Below are 20015 nucleotides of genomic sequence, written 5' to 3'. Positions count from 1 at the left end.
TCGTTGTGGCGGGTGCGGCGGGCCGCTTACTTCACGCGCATGCCGGGCTTCGCGCCGCTGTGCGGCTCGAGGATGTAGAGGCCCGGCTCGGCCTTCTCGTCGGCGGCCGACGCGGCGAGCACCATCCCTTCGGACAGCCCGAACTTCATCTTGCGCGGCGCGAGGTTCGCGACCATCACCGTCAGCTTGCCGACGAGCTGCTCGGGCTGATACGCCGACTTGATGCCCGAGAACACGTTGCGGGTCTTTTCCTCGCCGACGTCGAGCGTGAGCTGCAGCAGCTTGTCCGAGCCTTCGACGGCCTGGCACGCGACGATCTTCGCGATGCGCAGATCGATCTTCGCGAAGTCGTCGATCGAGATCGGGCCGTCGTTCGCGGCGTTCGCGGCGGCGGCCTTCGCGTTCGCCTTGGCCGGCTTCGCGTCCTTCGCGGCGGCGGCGCCGGTCGCGCCCGAAGCGGCCGCCGCAGCAGCGCCGTCGGCCTGCAGCGAACCGCGGTTCGCGGCGAGCAGCGCGTCGATCTGCTTCGCGTCGACGCGCGTCATCAGATGCTGGTACGCGTTGATCGGCTGCGCGGACGACAGCGGCTTCGCGGCATCGGCCCATGCGAGCGGCGCGATCCCGAAGAACGCCTCGACGGCCTGCGCGACGCGCGGCATCACCGGCTTCAGCGCGAGCGACAGCAGGCGGAACGCCTCGAGGCTCACGCTGCAGGTCTCGTGCAGCGCGACCGCGTTGGCCGGATCCTTCGCGAGTTCCCACGGCTTCGCGCCGTCGACGTACGCGTTGACTTCGTCGGCGAGCTCCATCGTCTGGCGCAGCGCGCGGCTGTATTCGCGGGCTTCGTAGTGCGCGGCGATCGAGTCGATCGCGCTGCGCAGCTTCGCGACGAGCGGATGATTCATCGCGCTGTCCTGCACGCGGCCGTCGAAGCGCTTGATCAGGAAGCCGGCCGCGCGGCTCGCGATGTTCACGTACTTGCCGACCAGATCGCTGTTCACGCGCGCCTGGAAGTCGTCGAGGTTCAGGTCGATGTCTTCCATCGTCGCGTTCAGCTTCGCGGCGAAGTAGTAGCGCAGCCACTCGGGGTTCAGGCCCGTGTCGATGTAGCTCTGCGCGGTGATGAACGTGCCGCGCGACTTCGACATCTTCGCGCCGTCGACGGTCAGGAAGCCGTGCGCGAACACGTTGGTCGGCGTGCGGTGGCCCGAAAATTCGAGCATCGCCGGCCAGAACAGCGTGTGGAAATACAGGATGTCCTTGCCGATGAAGTGATACTGCTCGGCCGTCGCGCCCGGGCGGACCCACGCGTCGAAGTCGATGCCCTTGCGCTCGCACAGGTTCTTGAAGCTCGCGTAGTAGCCGACCGGCGCGTCGAGCCACACGTAGAAATACTTGCCGGGCGCGCCGGGGATTTCGAAGCCGAAGTAGGGCGCGTCGCGCGAGATGTCCCAGTCGGCGAGCTTCGCTTCGCCGGCGTCGCCGAGCCATTCGCGCATCTTGTTGGTCGCTTCGGGCTGCGCGAGGCCGCTGACCCAGTCGCGCAGGAACGACTCGCAGCGCGGGTCGGACAGGCGGAAGAAGTGGTGCGTCGACGTCTTGCGCACCGGCGTCGCGCCGGACACGACCGAGTACGGATTCAGCAGCTCGGTGGGCAGGTAGGTCGAGCCGCACACTTCGCAGCTGTCGCCGTACTGGTCCTTCGCGTGGCACTTCGGGCATTCGCCCTTGATGAAGCGGTCCGGCAGGAACATTTCCTTGACCGGGTCGTACGCCTGCTCGATCTCGCGCTCGGCGATCAGGCCGTTTTCCTTCAGCGCGACGTAGATCTTCTCGCTGAGCACGCGGTTTTCGTCCGAATCGGTCGAATAGAAATTGTCGAACGACACGCCGAAGCTGTCGAAGTCGCGCTTGTGCTCGGCCCACACGCGGTCGATCAGCTGCTTCGGCGTGAGGCCTTCCATCTCGGCGCGCAGCATGATCGGCGTGCCGTGCGTATCGTCGGCGCCGATGTAGTAGACCTCGTGCCCGTGCATTCGCAGCGTCCGCACCCAGATGTCGGTCTGGATGTACTCGACCAGATGGCCGATGTGGATCTGGCCGTTGGCATAGGGAAGGGCGGACGTAACGAGGATCTGGCGGCTGCCTTGCGGCGCCGCGGCCTGCACGGAAGCGAGGTCGGTTGCGGACATAGGGTCTGTAGAAGGAACGGCTAAACGACGGAAACTGCGATTCTAGCAGGGGCGCGGGTCGCCCAGTCGGGCCGGGGCGGTGCGAGGGCGGGCGCGGCGTGCGGCGCCCATGAAGTGCCGTGCCCGGCACTGCGATGTTGCATCGCAGCACGAAAATTCCGGGCAAAAAAAACCGGGGCGGATACGGCCCCGGAGCAACAACGACAAGAGGAGAATGGTGACGCGCCGGCTGCGCCAGCCGCGTACCGTAAAGACAGACCGCGGGTCGCGACAGAAGTTCGAAATTTTTTTCGATTTGTTACGGAGCCCGCGGCAAGCCTTGTGGCACGCGGCCGCGCGCCGAATGCGCGGCCTCGTCTCCGGTCGTCGTGCCGCTTACTGCTGCGCTGCGCGCAGGTAGATTTCGACGCGGCGGTTCTGCGCGCGGCCGGCTTCGGTCGCGTTGTCCGCGATCGGGTTCGACGCGCCCATGCCCTGTGCCGACAGGCGGCCGCCGGCGACGCCGCGCTGCACGAGCGCATTGACGACGCTCTGCGCGCGGTTCTGCGACAGCGTCTGGTTCAGCTGTGCCGAGCCCGTGCTGTCCGTGTAGCCGACGATCGAGGCCGTCACTTGCGGGTTCTGGTTCAGCGTCGTCGCCAGATCGTTCAGCAGCGGCGTGAATGCCGGCGTGATCGCGTACTGGTTGGTGGCGAACGTCACCGAGCTCGGCACGTTCAGCTTCAGCGAGCCGTCCGGCTGCTCGGTCACCTGCGTGCCCGTCTTCGCTGCCGACGGCGCGAGCTTGTTCTTGATCGCCTGCCAGTTGTAACCCGTCACGCCGCCGACCAGCGCGCCGACGCCCGCGCCGATCGCCGCGCCCTTGCCGCCGCCGGCCAGCGCGCCGATGCCCGCGCCCAGCGCCGCGCCCGTGCCGGTGCCGACGGCCGTGTTGTTGCCTTGCTGCGTGGCGCAGCCGGCGAGCAGTGCGCCGGCGAGTGCGAAGACGGACAGGCGAGTCGCGATTTTCATGTTCATCTTGGATTCCTCTGTTGGTTGAACGAGTCGACAACGACGACAAACATCAGGTGCGGCTCCGTTGCACGGACGCCCGGAAAACGGCGGGCAGGCCCGTGTAGACGGTTGCCGCGAAGGCGGCTGCATGCCCTGTTCGCCAGCGGGGCTGTTCGTACAGGGCGACGCATCAGCCTCTACAATATAGGCGGTTCGCGGCCGATTTGGCCCCATAGCATACCGCACGCGAAGATTGCGCCGTCGTGCGCATTCGCGCAATGGCGTGCAACAGATTCTTTCACTTTTCCTGATTTTTGCTGCGTAATTTGATCTTTTTTGACGATTGCGCGTGGAAAAACGATTTCACGGAGTTTCGATGAGCATTGACCGGGCACAAGTCGACGCCGCGCTGGCGGCTGTCGTCGACCCCAACACCGGCCGTCCGTATGCGGCCAACAAGGGCGTGCGCAACGTCGCGATCGATGGCGACGTCGTGGCGGTCGACGTGGTGCTCGGCTATCCGGCGCGCAGCCAGCACGATGACGTGCGCGCGCGCGTCGCGGCGGCCCTCCAGGCCGTGCCGGGCGTGCGTGACGCACGTGTCGCCGTGTCGCAGGAGATCGTCGCGCACACGGTGCAGCGCGGCGTGAAGCTGCTGCCGAACGTGAAGAACATCGTCGCGGTCGCGTCGGGCAAGGGCGGCGTCGGCAAGAGCACGACGGCCGTGAACCTGGCGCTCGCGCTCGCCGCCGAAGGCGCGTCGGTCGGCATTCTCGACGCCGACATCTACGGCCCGTCGCTGCCGACGATGCTCGGCATCCACGGCCAGCGCCCCGAGTCGCCGGACAACCAGTCGATGAACCCGCTGGTCGGCCACGGGCTGCAGGCGAACTCGATCGGCTTTCTGATCGACGAGGACAATCCGATGGTGTGGCGCGGCCCGATGGCGACGTCGGCGCTCGAGCAGCTGCTGCGGCAGACCAACTGGCGCGAGCTCGACTACCTGATCGTCGACATGCCGCCGGGCACCGGCGACATCCAGCTCACGCTCGCGCAGCGCGTGCCGGTGACGGGCGCGGTGATCGTGACGACGCCGCAGGACATCGCGCTGCTCGACGCGAAGAAGGGGCTGAAGATGTTCGAGAAGGTCGGCATTCCGATCCTCGGCATCGTCGAGAACATGAGCATCCACGTCTGCTCGAACTGCGGGCACGAGGAGCACATCTTCGGCGCGGGCGGCGCCGAGCGGATGGCGAAGGACTACGACGTCGACGTGCTCGGCAGCCTGCCGCTCGACATCGCGATCCGCGAGCGCGCCGACAGCGGCACGCCGACGGTCGTGGCCGACCCGGACGGCGCGCTGGCGCGGCGCTATCGCGACATCGCGCGCGGCGTCGCGCTGGCGATCGCGGAACGGGCGCGCGACATGACGTCGAAGTTCCCGTCGATCGTTGTTCAGAATACTTAAAGCCCTTGCGGGGCGGGCCTGCACGCTGTTTACGGCGCCGCGAGGCGCGGTATCATGGCGACTTTTCCCGGGTCCCTTTACCCGCCCGGTATGGCCGCCGTGTGATAACGGCTGCCAGCCGGCATGAGGATCGAATGAACCAACGACACCACGGCGCGCGCGTCGGCCGCGCGCGGCGCGCGCTGCTGACCGCCGCCGCGCTGGGCCTGCTGGCCGGCTGTACCTCCTTTTCCTCGACGCACGAGAAGCGCGCCGACGCCCAGTTGCAGCCGACCGTCGGCTCGCAGGCGCGCGGCGCGGTCACGTTCGTCGAGCGCCCGGACGGCGTCCAGGTCACTTACAACCTGGTCGGGCTGCCGCCGAACACCGATCACGCGCTGCAGGTGCACGAACGCGGCGACTGCAACGCCGGCGACGGCTCGAGCGCCGGCCAGGTGTTCGCGCCGGCCGCCGACCGGCTGCGCGCCGGCGCGCGCGTCGCCGGCGATCTCGGCAACATCCACGCGGACGCGAACGGCGTCGCCGCCGGCTTCATCGTCGCGCCCGATCTGGCCCTCGACGGCGTGCGCTCCGCGCTGAACCGCGCGGCGCTGGTCTACCGCGACCCGAGCGATCCGGCGTTCGCGCAGCACGGCGCGGGGCCCGCGCTGGCCTGCGGCGTGATCCGTTGAGCGCCGCCGCGTATACGCGGCGATCATCGCGTAAAATGTCCGGTTTTCCCGGCTGCCGCGTCGACGCGGCGGCCGCCGTCTGTCACCGTCACGCACCGTTTCCTGGCGCCCCGTTATGAGCATCAAGTCCGACAAGTGGATTCGGCGCATGGCCGAAGAACACAAGATGATCGAGCCGTTCGTGCCCGATCAGGTTCGCGCGTCCGAGGACGGCCGCAGGATCGTCAGCTACGGCACGTCGAGCTACGGCTACGACATCCGCTGCGCGGACGAATTCAAGATCTTCACCAACATCAACTCGACGATCGTCGATCCGAAGAACTTCGACGAAGGTTCGTTTGTCGATTTCAAGGGCGACGTGTGCATCATCCCGCCGAACTCGTTCGCGCTGGCCCGCACCGTCGAATATTTCCGCATCCCGCGCACGGTGCTGACCGTCTGCCTCGGCAAGTCGACGTACGCGCGCTGCGGAATCATCGTCAACGTGACGCCGTTCGAACCCGAATGGGAAGGCTACGTCACGCTGGAATTCTCGAATACCACGCCGCTGCCCGCGAAGATCTACGCGAACGAAGGCGTCGCGCAGGTGTTGTTCTTCGAAAGCGACGAAGTGTGCGACGTGTCGTACGCCGATCGCGGCGGCAAGTATCAGGGTCAGCGCGGTGTCACGCTGCCGAAAACCTGATCTGCTTGCATAACGTCTCACCAGTTTCCGGGTGACCGCTGCGCGTGACGCGCCGCGGTCGTTCTTTTTGGAGAATCGCCCATGAAGTTTCGTTTCCCCGTCGTCATCATCGACGAAGATTTCCGCTCCGAGAACATCTCGGGCTCCGGCATCCGGGCGTTGGCCGAAGCGATCGAGAAGGAGGGCGTCGAAGTCCTCGGCCTCACGAGCTACGGCGATCTGACGTCGTTCGCGCAGCAGTCGAGCCGCGCGTCGTGCTTCATCCTGTCGATCGACGACGACGAACTCATGCTCGGCGAAACGGGCCCGGACGGCGAGCTGCCCGAACTCGCGACCGCGATCATCGAGCTGCGCGCGTTCGTCACCGAAGTGCGCCGCCGCAATGCGGACATCCCGATCTTCCTGTACGGCGAGACGCGCACGTCGCGCCACCTGCCGAACGACATCCTGCGCGAGCTGCACGGCTTCATCCACATGTTCGAGGACACGCCGGAGTTCGTCGCGCGGCACATCATCCGCGAGGCGAAGGTCTATCTCGACTCGCTCGCGCCGCCGTTCTTCAAGGAACTCGTGAAGTACGCCGACGAAGGCTCGTACTCGTGGCACTGCCCCGGCCACTCGGGCGGCGTCGCGTTCCTGAAGAACCCGCTCGGCCAGATGTTCCATCAGTTCTTCGGCGAGAACATGCTGCGCGCCGACGTGTGCAACGCGGTCGACGAGCTCGGCCAGCTGCTCGATCACACCGGCCCGGTCGCCGCGTCCGAGCGCAACGCCGCGCGGATCTTCAGCGCCGATCACCTGTTCTTCGTGACCAACGGCACGTCGACGTCGAACAAGATCGTGTGGCACGCGACGGTCGCGCCCGGCGACATCGTGCTGGTCGACCGCAACTGCCACAAGTCGATCCTGCACGCGATCACGATGACCGGCGCGATTCCGGTGTTCCTCACGCCGACGCGCAACCACTTCGGCATCATCGGGCCGATCCCGCGCGACGAATTCAAGCCGGAGAACATCCGCAAGAAGATCGAGGCCAACCCGTTCGCGCGCGAGGCGCTGCGCGAGAACCCGGACATGAAGCCGCGCATCCTCACGATCACGCAGAGCACCTACGACGGCGTGATCTACAACGTCGAGATGATCAAGGACCTGCTCGGCGACCTGCTCGACACGCTGCACTTCGACGAAGCGTGGCTGCCGCACGCGACCTTCCACGACTTCTACCGCGACATGCACGCGATCGGCGACGGCCGGCCGCGCACCGGCGCGCTGGTGTTCGCGACGCACTCGACGCACAAGCTGCTCGCCGGCATCTCGCAGGCGTCGCAGATCGTCGTGCAGGATTCGGAGAATCGCACGTTCGACAAGCACCGCTTCAACGAGGCGTATCTGATGCACACGTCGACGAGCCCGCAGTACGCGATCATCGCGTCGTGCGACGTCGCGGCCGCGATGATGGAGCCGCCGGGCGGCACCGCGCTCGTCGAGGAATCGATCGCGGAGGCGATCGACTTCCGCCGCGCGATGCGCAAGGTCGACGCCGAATACGGCGACGACTGGTTCTTCAGCGTGTGGGGCCCGGACGACCTGTCGGCCGAGGGCATCGGCTCGCGCGAAGACTGGATGCTCAAGCCGAACGATCACTGGCACGGCTTCGGCTCGCTGGCCGAAGGCTTCAACATGCTCGACCCGATCAAGGCGACGATCATCACGCCGGGGCTCGACGTCGACGGAGAGTTCGGCGACACGGGCATCCCGGCCGCGATCGTCACGAAGTATCTGGCCGAGCACGGCATCATCGTCGAGAAGACGGGCCTGTACTCGTTCTTCATCATGTTCACGATCGGCATCACGAAGGGCCGCTGGAACTCGATGGTCACCGAGCTGCAGCAGTTCAAGGACGACTACGACAACAACCAGCCGCTGTGGCGCGTGCTGCCGGAGTTCGTCGCGCAGCATCCGCGCTACGAGCGCGTCGGCCTGCGCGACCTGTGCACGCAGATCCACGACGTGTACCGCGCGAACGACATCGCCCGCCTGACGACGGAGATGTACCTGTCCGACATGGAGCCTGCGATGAAGCCGTCGGACGCGTTCGCGAAGCTCGCGCACCGCAAGATCGACCGCGTGCCGCTCGACGAGCTCGAAGGCCGCGTGACGAGCATCCTGCTCACGCCGTATCCGCCGGGCATCCCGCTGCTGATTCCGGGCGAGCGCTTCAACAAGACGATCGTGAACTACCTGCGGTTCGCGCGCGACTTCAACGAGCGCTTTCCCGGCTTCCATACCGACATCCACGGTCTCGTCGCGGAAGAAGTGAACGGCCGCGTCGAGTACTTCGTCGATTGCGTGCGCGACTGATGGCGACGCGCGGACGAATCCGGACGATGCGCGCGGCGGCGGCCGCGCTCGTCGTCTGGGCGGCGGGGATCGCCGGGCAGGGCGCCGCGCACGCGGAAGTCGCGGCCGCCGACCCGATCGACGTCGCGATGCGGCAATGCCTCGCGCGGCGCGACCGGTCGTCGACGGCCGGCCAGATCCAGTGCATGGGCGAAGCGCAACGGCAGTGGCAGACGGTGATGGACGGCGCGTACCAGCGCCTGTCGAACGACGCGCCGGCCGACGTGAAGCGCGGCTGGCAGGATAGCCAGCGTCGCTGGGTCACGTGGCGCAAGGACGAGATTCAACTGCTGAAGGCCGTGTACGACACGACGCGCGGCACGTCGTATGCGATGTCGAGCGCCGACATGCAGCTGCAACCGGTGCGCGATCGCGCGCTGGCGCTGCGGGCGGCGGCCGACCGCTACGCGCCGCCGCCAGCGGCGGTGCCGGTCGCGGCCACGAGCGGCGCGGCAGCGGCCGCCGCGGCAACGGCCGCCGCGGCAACCGGCGGCAAGCCGGCGAACGCGGCGCCGCGCGATGCCGCGCTCGCACGCGTGCGGCCGTGCGCGCAGGATGCTTCGTGCGAGCACGCGCTGTTCGACTTGAACCGCTATTACCAGAAGCTGCGCCGCAAGATGCCCGCGCATTCGGCGGCGACGCTGGTGCGCGCGCAGCGCGCGTGGGTCGCGTTCCGCGACGCGACCGCGCCGCTCGTCGGCGAGGAAGGGCGTGTCGATCTGATCGGCGCGCGGATCGCGACGATGAAGCGGCTGTCGGAGACGGCGGGGAACAAGTAACGCGCGTTGCGCAGCCGGCCGGCGCGCGCGTCACGCATGAACGAACGGGCACCTGCGGGTGCCCGTTTGCATATGGACCGCGCGAGCCGCGCGGTGCCGGGCGTCAAGCCGGTTGCTGCGTGTCCAGACGGCCGAACCACGACGGCACGAGCGCGAGCGCGTCGTCGAGCGACGCCAGCACGTGCAGGCTCAGCGCGACGATCTCGGGCGTGGGCGCCTTCAGGTCGGGCACCGTGACGACCGCGGCGCCGGCGCCGGCCGCCGACTGCGCGCCGAAGTCGCTGTCCTCGAACGCGACGCACGCGTGCGCGGGCACGCCGAGGCGCTCGGCCGCGAGCCGGTAGACGGCCGGGTCGGGCTTGCCGCGCGCGACTTCGTCGCCGCCCGCGATCGCGTGGAAGTACGGCAGCACGCCGACGGCGTCGAGGCGCGCACGGATCACGTCGCGCGCGGACGACGACGCGACCGCGCACGGAATGCCGGCCTGCGCGAGCGTGTCGAGCAGCGCGCGCGCACCGGACTTCAGCGGAAACTTCGGATGCGGCTCGGGCGCGGCGAGTTGCTCGCGCACGCGGGTGCGTACGGCGTCGAACGTGTCGGCGTCGCCGATCAATCGCGCGAGGATCACCTGGCCTTCGGCGAACGAACGGCCGACGATCTGCAGGTAGTCGATCTCGGTGAGCACCACGCCGTGCGCGGTCGACACGTCGATCCACGTGTTCATGATGGTCCGCTCGGAATCGACGAGCAGGCCATCCATGTCGAAGAGCGCGGCGGAGAAGGTCATCGGCGGTTTCCGGGAAGCGGCGAAGCGGGGCAGGCAACGGGCGGCGCGACGGCCGCCCGGATCATGGGAACGGGACGCCGAAGCGTCCGTGCGCGACGGGCGCTTACTCGCCGAGGGCGGCGCGCGCGACCTTGATCGCCGCACGCACCTGGTCGGGTGCGGTGCCGCCCGGATGGTTGCGGCTCGCGACCGAACCTTCGAGCGTCAGGTAGCCGAACACGTCGTCGCCGATCAGGTGCGCGACGTTCGGCAGTTCCTGCTTCATCTCGTCGAGCGTCAGGTCGGCGAGATCGATGCCGCGATCGTCGCAGATCCGCACCGCGTGCGCGACGGCTTCGTGCGCGTCGCGGAACGGCAGGCCGCGCTTCACCAGGTAATCGGCGAGGTCGGTCGCGGTGGAGAAGCCCTGCAGCGCGGCCGCGCGCATCGCGTCCGGCTTCACGGTGATGCCCGCGACCATCTCGGCGAAGATCCGCAGCGTGTCGGCGACGGTGTCGACCGTGTCGAACAGCGGCTCCTTGTCTTCCTGGTTGTCCTTGTTGTACGCGAGCGGCTGGCCCTTCATCAGCGTGAGCAGCGCCATCAGGTGGCCGTTGACGCGGCCCGTCTTGCCGCGTGCGAGCTCGGGCACGTCGGGGTTCTTCTTCTGCGGCATGATCGAGCTGCCGGTGCAGAAGCGGTCGGCGATGTCGATGAAGCCGACGCGCGGGCTCATCCACAGCACGAGCTCTTCCGAGAAGCGCGACACGTGCGTCATCACGAGCGCGGACGCGGCCGTGAATTCGATCGCGAAGTCGCGATCCGACACCGCGTCGAGCGAATTCGCGCAGATGCCGTCGAAGCCGAGCGTCTTCGCGACCGCATGACGGTCGATCGGATAGCTGGTGCCGGCGAGCGCGGCCGCGCCGAGCGGCAGACGGTTCACGCGCGTGCGGCAGTCGCGCATGCGCTGCGCGTCGCGCGTGAACATCTCGACATAGGCGAGCAGATGGTGGCCGAACGTGACCGGCTGCGCGACCTGCAGGTGCGTGAAGCCCGGCATGATCGTGTCGGCGTTCTGCTCCGCGAGATCGAGCAGCGCGCCGCGCAGGTCGTTGAGCAGCCCGCCGATCCGGTCGATCTCGCCGCGCAGCCACAAGCGGATGTCGGTCGCGACCTGGTCGTTGCGCGAGCGGCCCGTGTGCAGACGCTTGCCGGCGTCGCCGATCAGCGCGGTGAGGCGCGCCTCGATGTTCAGGTGGACGTCCTCGAGATCCAGCTGCCATTCGAATTCGCCGCGCTCGATCTCGCCCTTGATCTGCGCCATCCCGCGTTCGATCGCGGCGAGGTCGTCGGCGCTGATGATCTTCTGCGCGGCGAGCATGCTCGCGTGCGCGAGCGAGCCGGCGATGTCGACGAGCGCGAGGCGCTTGTCGAAAAACACCGACGACGTGTAGCGCTTGACCAGCTCCGACATCGGTTCCGAGAAGCGGGCCGACCAGGCCTCGCCCTTTTTGTGCAGTTGGGACGTCATGGCGATTCTTCGAAGGGGAGTTGGGCGGCCGTATGCCGCCGAGGGAATCCCGCAATTCTAGCATTCGTGACTCGCGCGGCCGCGCGGGGCATGGGGCGGCGTGGGGCGGAGGCCGGGACGTGCAGCCGTGCAGTGGGCCAGCGTGCAGATGCGCAGACGCCAGAGAGGTGCAGACGCGCTCAGGAGTGCAGGCGTACGGACGCGCCGGGGTTCAGGCGTCGGGCGCCCTGCCGCGCTGACATATCAGGCCCGGGCGCCGATGCCGGTGTCGCAGATCGCAAGTCGCGGACCGCAGACCGCGCACCAAGCACCAAGCACCAAGCACCAAGCACCAAGCACCAAGCACCAAGCACCGCCGCCCGCGCGCCTCCCCCGCCTCAGTCGCGCACGAGCACGACCAGCTTCAAATCTTCGCGGTGCGCGGGTTTCAGCGTGATCTGCTGATAGACGACGCGGCCGTCGGCCGGATGATCGAATTCGCGCCGTCCGCCCTCGCGCTCGAACACGTCCTGCGACGCCCAGTACTGCGCGAACGCCTCGCTGCCGGCCATCAGCGCATCGATCAGCGCGCGGGTCGGCGCATCGGCGAGGTGGCGGATCGAGTCCGCGCGGAATTCGGCCGCGAGCCGGCGCGCGCGCGTCTCCCAGTCGACGATCAGCGTACGCGCGGACGGCGCCATGAACGTGAAGCGCAGCAGATTGCGATCGTGCTCGCCGTCGAGCCAGCCGGTAAACAACGCGGCGGCCGGCGCGTTCCACGCGAGCGCGTTCCATTGCCGGTCGAGTACGTACGCGGGCGTGGCGATCGCGGCGACGGTCGCCGCGAGCGTCGGCGGCAGGTCGCCCGCCGCGACGTCGGGCTCGGCCGGGTCGCGCTGCGCGGCCAGCTCGAACAGGTAGGCGCGCTCGGCCTTCGACAGCTGCAGCGCGACGGCGATGCGCGCGAGCGCGTCGGCCGACGCGGACACCGGCCGGCCCTGCTCGATCCACGTGTACCAGGTCGGGCTGACGCCGCACAGCTGCGCGACTTCCTCGCGCCGCAACCCCGGCGTACGGCGGCGCGGGCCGGGCGGCAGGCCGACGGCCTGCGGCGACAGACGTTCGCGGTGCGCGCGGATGAATTCGCCGAGCGCACGGGCGGGCGTGGCATCGAGCGGCGGGTGAGGGGCAGTGGACGGCTGGTTCATGCGAATGCGGCTGAAACGACTCGTGCGAACGGATCGACGTAAAAGGGCACGCCGGGCGCGGCAAGCGCCAGGCAGGTGTAACGAATACCAGAATAACCGCTTAACTTGTACTGGTACCAACGCGGCCCTATTGTAGCGATTCGCGCGCTGGCAGGCAGCGGGCGCATCCAACCAAGGAGCGAACGATGAAACACCACGACCAGGTCGCCGACGCATTCGGCACGACGGCTGCCGCCTATCTGACGAGCACGGTCCACGCGACGGGCGCCGATCTCGACATGCTGGCGGCCGCCGTGCGCGCGATGCCGGCGGCCGCGGTGCTCGATCTCGGCTGCGGCGCGGGCCATGCGAGCTTCGCGGTGGCGCCGCACGTGCGCGACGTGGTCGCGTACGATCTCGCGGCGCCGATGCTCGCGACCGTCGACGCCGCCGCGCGCGAGCGCGGGCTCGCGAACGTCCGCACGCAGCAGGGGCCGGCCGAGCGGCTGCCGTTCGAGGCGGGCAGCTTCGACTGGGTGATCAGCCGGATGAGCGCGCATCACTGGCACGACGTGCCGGCGGCGCTCGCCGACATGCGCCGCGTGCTGAAGCCGGGCGGGCGCGTGCTGATGATCGACATCGCGGGCAACGATCATCCGTTGCTCGACACGTATCTGCAGGCGGCCGAAGTGCTGCGCGATGCGTCCCATGTGCGCGATTACCGCGCCGACGAGTGGCTCGCGATGTTCCGTGGCGCCGGGTTCGACGCGCAGGTGCAACGCCGCTGGCGTCTGCCGATCGATTTCGACACGTGGGTGCAGCGGATCCGCACGCCGGCCGACAGCGTCGCGGGCATCCGCGCGCTGTGGGCGCATGCACCGGACGAAGTGCGCGGCTACTACGCGGTGCAGCCGGACGGCTCGTTCGAGCACGATGCGCTGCTGATCGAAGCGTGCTGATCGGCGCGCAGTGACCGAAGCCCACTGAGCAACGCCCGCACCGACCGGCGCGCGCAACGCGCCGCGCCGCGCGATGAAAAAAGCCGCGATACGCAAGAGCGCGTATCGCGGCTTTCGTTTGACCGCTGCCGCTGGCCGTTCGCGGCGACCGTGCCGGCCGTGGCGCGAAGCCGGCGCGAAGCTATGCGCCACGCCCCAGCCACCGCGCCGGATGCGGATCAGCCCGTGTTGCGCAGCCCGGCCGCGATCCCGTTGATCGTCAGATGAATCCCGCGGCGCAGACGCGCGTTCGTGTCGCCCGCGCGGTGACGCTTGATCAGCTCGACCTGCAGGTGGTTCAGCGGATCGAGATACGGGAAGCGGTTCTTGATCGAGCGCGCGAGCAGCGGGTTGGTCGCGAGGCGCCCTTCGTGCCCGGTGATCTCCGCGAGCGCCTGCGCGGTGCGCTCCCATTCGGCGACGATCCGCTCGAACACGTGCTTGCGCAGCTTGCGGTCGGCGACCAGCTGCGCGTAGCGCGACGCGACCGCGAGATCGGTCTTCGCGAGCACCATGTCCATGTTCGACAGCAGGTTCGCGAAGAACGGCCAGGTCTTGTTCATCTTCTTCAGCAGCGCGACGCGCTTCGTGCGCGCGGCCACGTCCGGCGCGCCGTCGAGATACGCGCTCACCGCGCTGCCGAAGCCGTACCAGCCGGTCAGCAGCAAGCGGCACTGGCCCCACGAGAAGCCCCACGGAATCGCGCGCAGATCCTCGATCCGGCGGTTCTTCGGGTCCTGCAGCTTGCGCGACGCCGGGCGGCTGCCGATGTTCAGCTCGGCGATCTCGGTGATCGGCGTGGCCGCGAAGAAGTAGTCGGTGAAGCCGGGCGTTTCGTAGACGAGCGCGCGATACGACGCCATCGCCGCGTCGGACAGCGCCTGCATCGCGGCTTCGAACGCGGGCAGTTGCGCGGGCGCGTTCGACTGCGGCAGCAGCGACGCCTCGAGCGTCGCGGCCACCACGGTTTCGAGGTTGCGCCGGCCGATCTCCGGGTTCGCGAACTTGCTCGCGATCACCTCGCCCTGTTCGGTGAGGCGGATCTGGCCGTTCACGGTGCCCGGCGGCTGCGACAGGATCGCCTGATAGGTCGGGCCGCCGCCGCGGCCGACCGTGCCGCCGCGGCCGTGGAACAGGCGCAGCGTGATCTTGCGGTCGCGGAACAGGTCGACGAGCGCGAGCTCCGCGCGATACAGCTCCCAGTTCGACGTCAGGAAGCCGCCGTCCTTGTTGCTGTCCGAATAGCCGAGCATCACTTCCTGCTCGGCGCCCTGATGCGCGATCAGCGCCTCGATGCCCGGCAGCGCGAAGTATTCGCGCATGATGCGCGCGGCGTCGCGCAGGTCGGGAATGGTCTCGAACAGCGGGATCACCATCAGGCCGTTGCGCGCGCTGTCGTGCGCCGCGCCGAACGCACCTTCGAGCAGGCCCGTTTCCTTCTGCAGCAGCAGCACCTCGACGAGGTCGCTGACCGTCTCCGTGTGCGAGATGATGTAGTTGCGCACCGCGCGCGGCCCGAACTGCGCGCGTACCTCGCGCGCCTTCTCGAACACGCCCAGCTCGCTTTGCGCGAGCACCGAGTATTCGATGTACGGCGAGCGCAGCGGGCGCGGATCGGCGAGCGCGGCCAGCAACGCGATCAGCTTGTCGTCCTCGGACAGCGACGCGTAGTCGGCATGCACGCCCGCGCGCGCGAACAGCTCGGCGACCACGGCTTCGTGGATGTCGGAGCTCTGGCGCAGGTCGATGCTCGCGAGGTGGAAGCCGAACACTTCGGCTGCGCGCATCAGCGGCGTGAGGCGCGGCGCGGCGAGCGACGCGCCGTGATGTTCTTCGAGCGACGCGGTCAGCACCTTCAGGTCGGCGACGAACGCTTCGGAATCGGCGTACGGCACCGCGCGCACCGGCGGCGCGCCGCGGCCGGCGCTGCGCACCGGCACGGTGCCCTCGCCGAGGCGCACGCGCGCGCTCGCCGCGAGCCGCGTGTAGATGCCGATCAGCGCGCGGCGGTAGGGTTCGTCGACGCGGTGCGGCGACTGGTCCGGCGACGCGGCGGCGAGCGCCTTCACCGCGTCGTTCGCGCCCACCAGCAGGTTCGACACGGAGAGTTCGGCGCCGAGCTTGTGCACCTGTTCCAGATAGTGTTCGAGGATCACCGCGGCCTGGCGGTTGATCGCTTCGTCGAGCGTCGCGGCCGTCACGTTCGGGTTGCCGTCGCGATCGCCGCCGATCCAGCTGCCCATCTGGAAGAACGCGGGCACGCGTGCGGGCAGGCCGTGCTCGGCGAGCGCGGCTTCGATGTCGCCGTACAGCGCGGGCAGTTCGTCGAGGAAGGTGGCGCGGTAGTACGACAGCGCGTTCTCGATCTCGTCGCCGACCGTCAGGCGCGCGTCGCGCAGCATGCGCGTCTGCCACAGCGCGGTCACGCGCGCGCGCAGCATCGATTCGTTGTAGGCGCGTTCGCGCGCGGTCAGCGGCTGGTCGCGTTCGGCGAGCAGGCGCGCGATGTCGTGCTGCGCGTCGAGGATGCTCTTGCGCTGCACCTCGGTCGGGTGCGCAGTCAGCACCGGCACGATCAGCGCATCGTCGAAGAAGCGCTGCAGCACGCGCTTCGATGCGTTGCCGCTCGTCTTCAGCTGTTCGAGCGCGTACGCGACGGTGCCCGGTTGCGGCGCGGAGCCCGCGAGCGCGTGAATGCGGCGGCGGCGGTTGTGATGGCGGTCTTCCGCGATGTTCGCGAGATGCGAGAAGTAGCTGAACGCGCGCACCACGCTCACCGTCTGTTCCGGCGTCAGCTTGCGCAGCTTCTTCTCGAGCGTCTGCGCGGCTTGGCTGTCGTCCTCGCGGCGAAACTTCACCGCGGTCTGACGAATCGTTTCGACGACGTCGAACACGGTGTCGCCTTCCTGTTCGCGCACGACGTCGCCGAGCAGGCGGCCGAGGAAGCGGATGTCCTCGAACAGCGGGCCGTCCTTGTCCTCGCGCGTGCGCGCGGCGGGCTTCGACGCGCCGGCCGCCTTCGTCGTGCGTTTTGTCTGACGTATCGAGTCTTTCGGTTTCGTTGCCGGTTTCGCACGGCCGTTCGCGACGGTGGCGAGGGCGCCCGTCTGGGCGTCGGTGGAGGGCAGGGCAGCATTGCGGCGCGCCGTACGCGCCGATCCGGAAGACTTCACGATGGGTTTCCTTGGGAAAGCTCGAGTCAAAAGGGACTGCGGGGACTGCGGAACTGCGATCAAGCAACCAGCTACGTGCGGCACATCCGCGCATTGGTGGCGCCGCGCGCGCCCGGGCGCCGCGGATGCAGGCGCCGCGCCCGGGCGGGCGGGGGCCTGCGTGCTACCATTGTTCGGTCTTCAATCCCGTCCTTCGATGTTCCAGCAATGAATTCCGAGACCTTTTCGGCCGGGCCGAAATCGGCGCCAGCCCCCGCGACGTTGACGATTGCGTCGCGCGAGAGCCGCCTGGCGATGTGGCAAGCCGAACACGTGCGTGATGCGCTGCGCAAATTATATCCAGCTTGTGACGTGAAAATCCTCGGGATGACGACGCGCGGCGATCAGATTCTCGATCGCACGCTGTCGAAGGTCGGCGGCAAGGGCCTGTTCGTGAAAGAGCTGGAGAATGCGCTCGCCGACGGCCGTGCCGATCTCGCCGTGCATTCGCTGAAGGACGTGCCGATGGCGCTGCCCGACGGCTTCGCGCTGGCCGCGATCATGGCGCGCGAGGACGCGCGCGACGCGTTCGTGTCGAACGACTACGCATCGCTCGACGCGCTGCCGGCGGGCGCCGTCGTCGGCACGTCGAGCCTGCGCCGCGAAGCGATGCTGCGCGCCCGCTATCCGCATCTGAACGTGCTGCCGCTGCGCGGCAATCTCGACACGCGCCTCGCGAAGCTCGACCGCGGCGACTACGCGGCGATCATCCTCGCGGCCGCCGGCCTGAAGCGTCTCGGCCTCGAGGCGCGGATCCGCGCGCTGATCGACGTCGAAGACAGCCTGCCGGCCGCCGGCCAGGGTGCGCTCGGCATCGAGATCGCCGCGCACCGCAGCGACGTCGCGCAATGGCTCGCGCCGCTGCACGACCCGCACACCGCGCTCGCGGTCGAAGCGGAGCGGATGGTGTCGCGCGCGCTCGGCGGCAGCTGCGAAGTGCCGCTCGCCGCGCATGCGGTGTGGCGTGCCGGCGAGCTGTACCTGACCGGCCGCGTGTCGACCACCGACGGCCGGCGCGTGCTGAGCGCGCAAGCGTGCGGCGCGGTCATGACCGCCGCCGATGCGCTCGCGCTCGGCCGCGCGGTGTCCGACGAGCTCGACGCGCAGGGCGCGCGCGACATCGTCAATGCATTGCTCGCCGGCTCGCAGGTCGGCAAGGGCGACGCCTGATGGCGGGCGGCGCGCGCGCGTTCACCGCTGTCCTGACCCGCCCGGACGGCCAGTCGGCCGCCCTCGCGGCGCAGCTCGCCGACGCCGGCTGCGACGTGCTCGAATTTCCGCTGATCGACATCGCGCCGCTCGACGATCCGGCGCCGCTCGTCGCCGCGTTCGCGACGCTGGCCGACTACGCGCTCGTGATCTTCGTGTCGCCGAACGCGATCGACCGTGCGCTCGCGCACTACGGCGCGATCTGGCCGAATGCGCTGCCGGTCGGCGTCGTCGGCCCCGGCAGCGTCGCGGCGCTCGCGCGTCACGGGATCGCGGCGCCCGCGCATCGCGTGATCGCGCCGCAGGCGGGCGCCGACGGCGGCGTGCCGCGCTACGATTCGGAAAGCCTGTTCGCCTGCATCGAGGCCGCCTTCGGCGGCGCGCAGGCGCTCGCAGGCAAGCGCGTGCTGATCGTGCGCGGCGACGGCGGCCGCGAATGGCTCGCCGAGCGCCTGCGCGAAGCCGGCGCCGAAGTCACACTGGTCGCGGCATACCGGCGCGTCGTGCCCGAGCCGCGGGTCGGCGCGTGGGAGCGCGTGCATGCGCTGCTGGCCGGCGCACCGCACGCGTGGCTCATCACGAGTTCCGAAGGCGTGCGCAACCTGCACGAACTCGCGCGGACCCATTTGAACGACGCCGAGATCGACGCCCTGAAGCATGCGCGGCTCCTCGCGCCGCACCCGCGGATCGAGCAGACCGCGCGCGCACTCGGTTTTGATAGGATTACGCTGACCGGCGCGGGCGATGAGCGCATCGTCCGCGCGTTTCGAACGATGGCCGACGAGGCCGTCCAACCGGCGACAGCCGCACCGGTGACTAAACGCATGACAGATACCAACGATTCCAAAAGCGTCGCTTCCCAGCCGGCCGCTGCCTCCGCGCCGCCGCGCAGTCCCTCTTACGTTGCGTCCGAACCGCCGGCGCGCCGCGGCGGCAGCGCGGCGCTGTGGTTCGTCATCGTCGTGCTCGGCTGCGCGGCGGGCGTCGGCGGCTATGCGCTGAACCGCAAAGTCGACCGGCTCGACGCTTCGTTCGTCGCACGCCAGAAGTCGCTCGACGCGCAGACGGCCGAGCTGCGGACGAAGACTGAACAGGCGCTCACGGGCACGCACCAGGTCGACACGCAGCTCGCGCAGCTCGACGGCAAGCTCGCCGACGCGCAGAGCGCCCAGCAGGCGCTGCAGCAGCAATACCAGGACCTGTCGCGCAACCGCGACGCATGGATGCTCGAGGAAGTCGACCAGATGCTGTCGAGCGCGAGCCAGCAGCTGCAGCTGACCGGCAACACGCAGCTCGCGCTGATCGCGCTGCAGAATGCCGACGCGCGCCTCGCGACGTCGCAGAGCGCCCAGGCCGTCACCGTGCGCAAGGCGCTCGCGCAGGACATCGAGAAGCTGAAGGCCGCGCCGTCGGCCGACCTCACGGGCCTCGCGATCAAGCTCGACGACGCGATCGCGAAAATCGACGCGCTGCCGTTGTCGGGCGAGGCGATCGTTGCGCACGCGGCGCCGCAGGCCGCACCGGCCGCCGCGTCGTCCGCTGCGCCCGCCGCCGCGGCCGGCGAGCCGCGCTGGAAGGTGTGGTGGCACGATTTCTCGGCGGGCCTCGGCCAGCAGTTGAAGGGCCTCGTGCAGGTGCGCCGCATCGACAACGCGGACGCGATGCTCGCGTCGCCCGACCAGGGCTACTTCGTGCGCGAGAACGTGAAGCTGCGCCTGCTCTCCGCGCGGCTGTCGCTGCTCGCGCGCAACGACGCGGCGATGAAGTCCGACCTGCATGCTGCGCAGGCGTCGCTCGGCAAGTATTTCGATCAGGCCTCGAAGGACACGCAATCGGTCGAGGATCTGCTCAAGCAGGTCGACGGCGCATCGCTGACGGTCGCGGTGCCGAACCTGAACACGAGCCTGAACGCCGTTCAGCAGTTCAAGAGCCGGGGGTAACG

Annotated in this window: 14 protein-coding genes; 8 read left to right on the top strand and 6 right to left on the bottom strand. The window is 68.9% G+C overall.

What is annotated here, in order from left to right; translation table 11 throughout:
• Positions 1-26: 26 nt before the first annotated feature.
• Together metG and EX20_RS02465 are read right to left on the bottom strand one after the other, a co-directional pair.
• Positions 27-2192, bottom strand: a complete 2166-nt coding sequence (gene metG / locus EX20_RS02470) for a methionine--tRNA ligase (RefSeq protein WP_034192602.1) — start codon at positions 2190-2192, stop codon at positions 27-29.
• Between the two features lie 375 nt (positions 2193-2567).
• Positions 2568-3209: a YiaD family glycine zipper/OmpA-like lipoprotein gene (locus EX20_RS02465; protein ID WP_011885709.1), complete on the bottom strand. Its 642-nt coding sequence runs from the start codon at positions 3207-3209 to the stop codon at positions 2568-2570.
• A gap of 352 nt (positions 3210-3561) precedes the next feature.
• Between EX20_RS02465 and apbC the strand changes: the two genes are divergently transcribed.
• The 5 genes from apbC (at position 3562) to EX20_RS02440 (ending at position 9188) form a co-directional block, all read left to right on the top strand.
• On the top strand, positions 3562-4653 hold the full coding sequence (gene apbC, locus EX20_RS02460; RefSeq protein ID WP_034192601.1) for an iron-sulfur cluster carrier protein ApbC: 1092 nt from the start codon (positions 3562-3564) through the stop codon (positions 4651-4653).
• A 134-nt stretch (positions 4654-4787) separates the two neighbouring features.
• Positions 4788-5324, top strand: a complete 537-nt coding sequence (gene sodC / locus EX20_RS02455; RefSeq protein ID WP_011885707.1) for a superoxide dismutase [Cu-Zn] — start codon at positions 4788-4790, stop codon at positions 5322-5324.
• A gap of 115 nt (positions 5325-5439) precedes the next feature.
• Positions 5440-6009, top strand: a complete 570-nt coding sequence (gene dcd / locus EX20_RS02450; protein WP_006398615.1) for a dCTP deaminase — start codon at positions 5440-5442, stop codon at positions 6007-6009.
• An 81-nt stretch (positions 6010-6090) separates the two neighbouring features.
• A complete protein-coding gene (locus EX20_RS02445; RefSeq protein WP_011885706.1) occupies positions 6091-8370 on the top strand; it encodes an arginine/lysine/ornithine decarboxylase in 2280 nt (759 codons plus the stop codon).
• Positions 8370-9188 (top strand): lysozyme inhibitor LprI family protein, encoded by an 819-nt coding sequence (locus EX20_RS02440; RefSeq protein ID WP_034192600.1) that lies wholly within the window; start codon positions 8370-8372, stop codon positions 9186-9188. The genes EX20_RS02445 and EX20_RS02440 overlap by 1 nt, the downstream gene beginning before the upstream one ends.
• Positions 9189-9291: 103 nt before the next feature.
• Here the strand turns inward: EX20_RS02440 and EX20_RS02435 are convergent, their stop codons facing one another.
• The 3 genes from EX20_RS02435 to EX20_RS02425 all read right to left on the bottom strand — a co-directional run bounded on the left by EX20_RS02435 (position 9292) and on the right by EX20_RS02425 (position 12675).
• The gene (locus EX20_RS02435; protein ID WP_034192599.1) at positions 9292-9975 is read right to left on the bottom strand and encodes an HAD family hydrolase; all 684 of its coding nucleotides are present in this window, start codon (positions 9973-9975) and stop codon (positions 9292-9294) included.
• 103 nt (positions 9976-10078) lie between these two features.
• On the bottom strand, positions 10079-11488 hold the full coding sequence (argH, locus tag EX20_RS02430) for an argininosuccinate lyase (protein WP_014723457.1): 1410 nt from the start codon (positions 11486-11488) through the stop codon (positions 10079-10081).
• Positions 11489-11865: 377 nt separating this feature from the next.
• Complete coding sequence (locus EX20_RS02425) at positions 11866-12675, bottom strand: helix-turn-helix transcriptional regulator (protein WP_011885702.1); 810 nt, start codon at positions 12673-12675, stop codon at positions 11866-11868.
• Positions 12676-12860: 185 nt separating this feature from the next.
• On the opposite strand from EX20_RS02425, the gene EX20_RS02420 reads away from it, so the two are divergent.
• Positions 12861-13613, top strand: coding sequence for a class I SAM-dependent methyltransferase (locus EX20_RS02420; protein WP_034192598.1), 753 nt, complete (start codon positions 12861-12863; stop codon positions 13611-13613).
• A gap of 218 nt (positions 13614-13831) precedes the next feature.
• Here the strand turns inward: EX20_RS02420 and ppc are convergent, their stop codons facing one another.
• Complete coding sequence (gene ppc, locus EX20_RS02415; protein WP_034192597.1) at positions 13832-16825, bottom strand: phosphoenolpyruvate carboxylase; 2994 nt, start codon at positions 16823-16825, stop codon at positions 13832-13834.
• A gap of 207 nt (positions 16826-17032) precedes the next feature.
• Between ppc and hemC the strand changes: the two genes are divergently transcribed.
• A complete protein-coding gene (gene hemC, locus EX20_RS02410; protein ID WP_011885699.1) occupies positions 17033-18034 on the top strand; it encodes a hydroxymethylbilane synthase in 1002 nt (333 codons plus the stop codon).
• Positions 18034-20013, top strand: a complete 1980-nt coding sequence (hemDX, locus tag EX20_RS02405; protein WP_034192596.1) for a fused uroporphyrinogen-III synthase HemD/membrane protein HemX — start codon at positions 18034-18036, stop codon at positions 20011-20013. Before hemC ends, hemDX begins: the two co-directional genes overlap by 1 nt.
• The last annotated feature ends 2 nt before the right edge of the window (positions 20014-20015 follow it).

The sequence above is a fragment of the Burkholderia sp. WP42 genome (genome assembly GCF_000745665.1).
Lineage (GTDB): Bacteria > Pseudomonadota > Gammaproteobacteria > Burkholderiales > Burkholderiaceae > Burkholderia > Burkholderia vietnamiensis.
The sequence above is the reverse complement of the archived record's forward strand: the minus strand, read 5'-3'. Positions and strand labels throughout refer to the sequence as shown.

Excerpts from the sequence above, each read along its gene's own strand:
- metG (WP_034192602.1), bottom strand. The coding sequence starts at position 2,192 with ATGTCCGCAACCGACCTCGCTTCCGTGCAGGCCGCGGCGCCGCAAGGC.
- argH (WP_014723457.1), bottom strand. The coding sequence starts at position 11,488 with ATGACGTCCCAACTGCACAAAAAGGGCGAGGCCTGGTCGGCCCGCTTC.
- EX20_RS02440 (WP_034192600.1), top strand. The coding sequence starts at position 8,370 with ATGGCGACGCGCGGACGAATCCGGACGATGCGCGCGGCGGCGGCCGCG.
- hemDX (WP_034192596.1), top strand. The coding sequence starts at position 18,034 with ATGGCGGGCGGCGCGCGCGCGTTCACCGCTGTCCTGACCCGCCCGGAC.
- sodC (WP_011885707.1), top strand. The coding sequence starts at position 4,788 with ATGAACCAACGACACCACGGCGCGCGCGTCGGCCGCGCGCGGCGCGCG.
- EX20_RS02425 (WP_011885702.1), bottom strand. The coding sequence starts at position 12,675 with ATGAACCAGCCGTCCACTGCCCCTCACCCGCCGCTCGATGCCACGCCC.
- EX20_RS02445 (WP_011885706.1), top strand. The coding sequence starts at position 6,091 with ATGAAGTTTCGTTTCCCCGTCGTCATCATCGACGAAGATTTCCGCTCC.
- hemC (WP_011885699.1), top strand. The coding sequence starts at position 17,033 with ATGAATTCCGAGACCTTTTCGGCCGGGCCGAAATCGGCGCCAGCCCCC.
- EX20_RS02465 (WP_011885709.1), bottom strand. The coding sequence starts at position 3,209 with ATGAACATGAAAATCGCGACTCGCCTGTCCGTCTTCGCACTCGCCGGC.
- EX20_RS02420 (WP_034192598.1), top strand. The coding sequence starts at position 12,861 with ATGAAACACCACGACCAGGTCGCCGACGCATTCGGCACGACGGCTGCC.
- dcd (WP_006398615.1), top strand. The coding sequence starts at position 5,440 with ATGAGCATCAAGTCCGACAAGTGGATTCGGCGCATGGCCGAAGAACAC.
- EX20_RS02435 (WP_034192599.1), bottom strand. The coding sequence starts at position 9,975 with ATGACCTTCTCCGCCGCGCTCTTCGACATGGATGGCCTGCTCGTCGAT.
- apbC (WP_034192601.1), top strand. The coding sequence starts at position 3,562 with ATGAGCATTGACCGGGCACAAGTCGACGCCGCGCTGGCGGCTGTCGTC.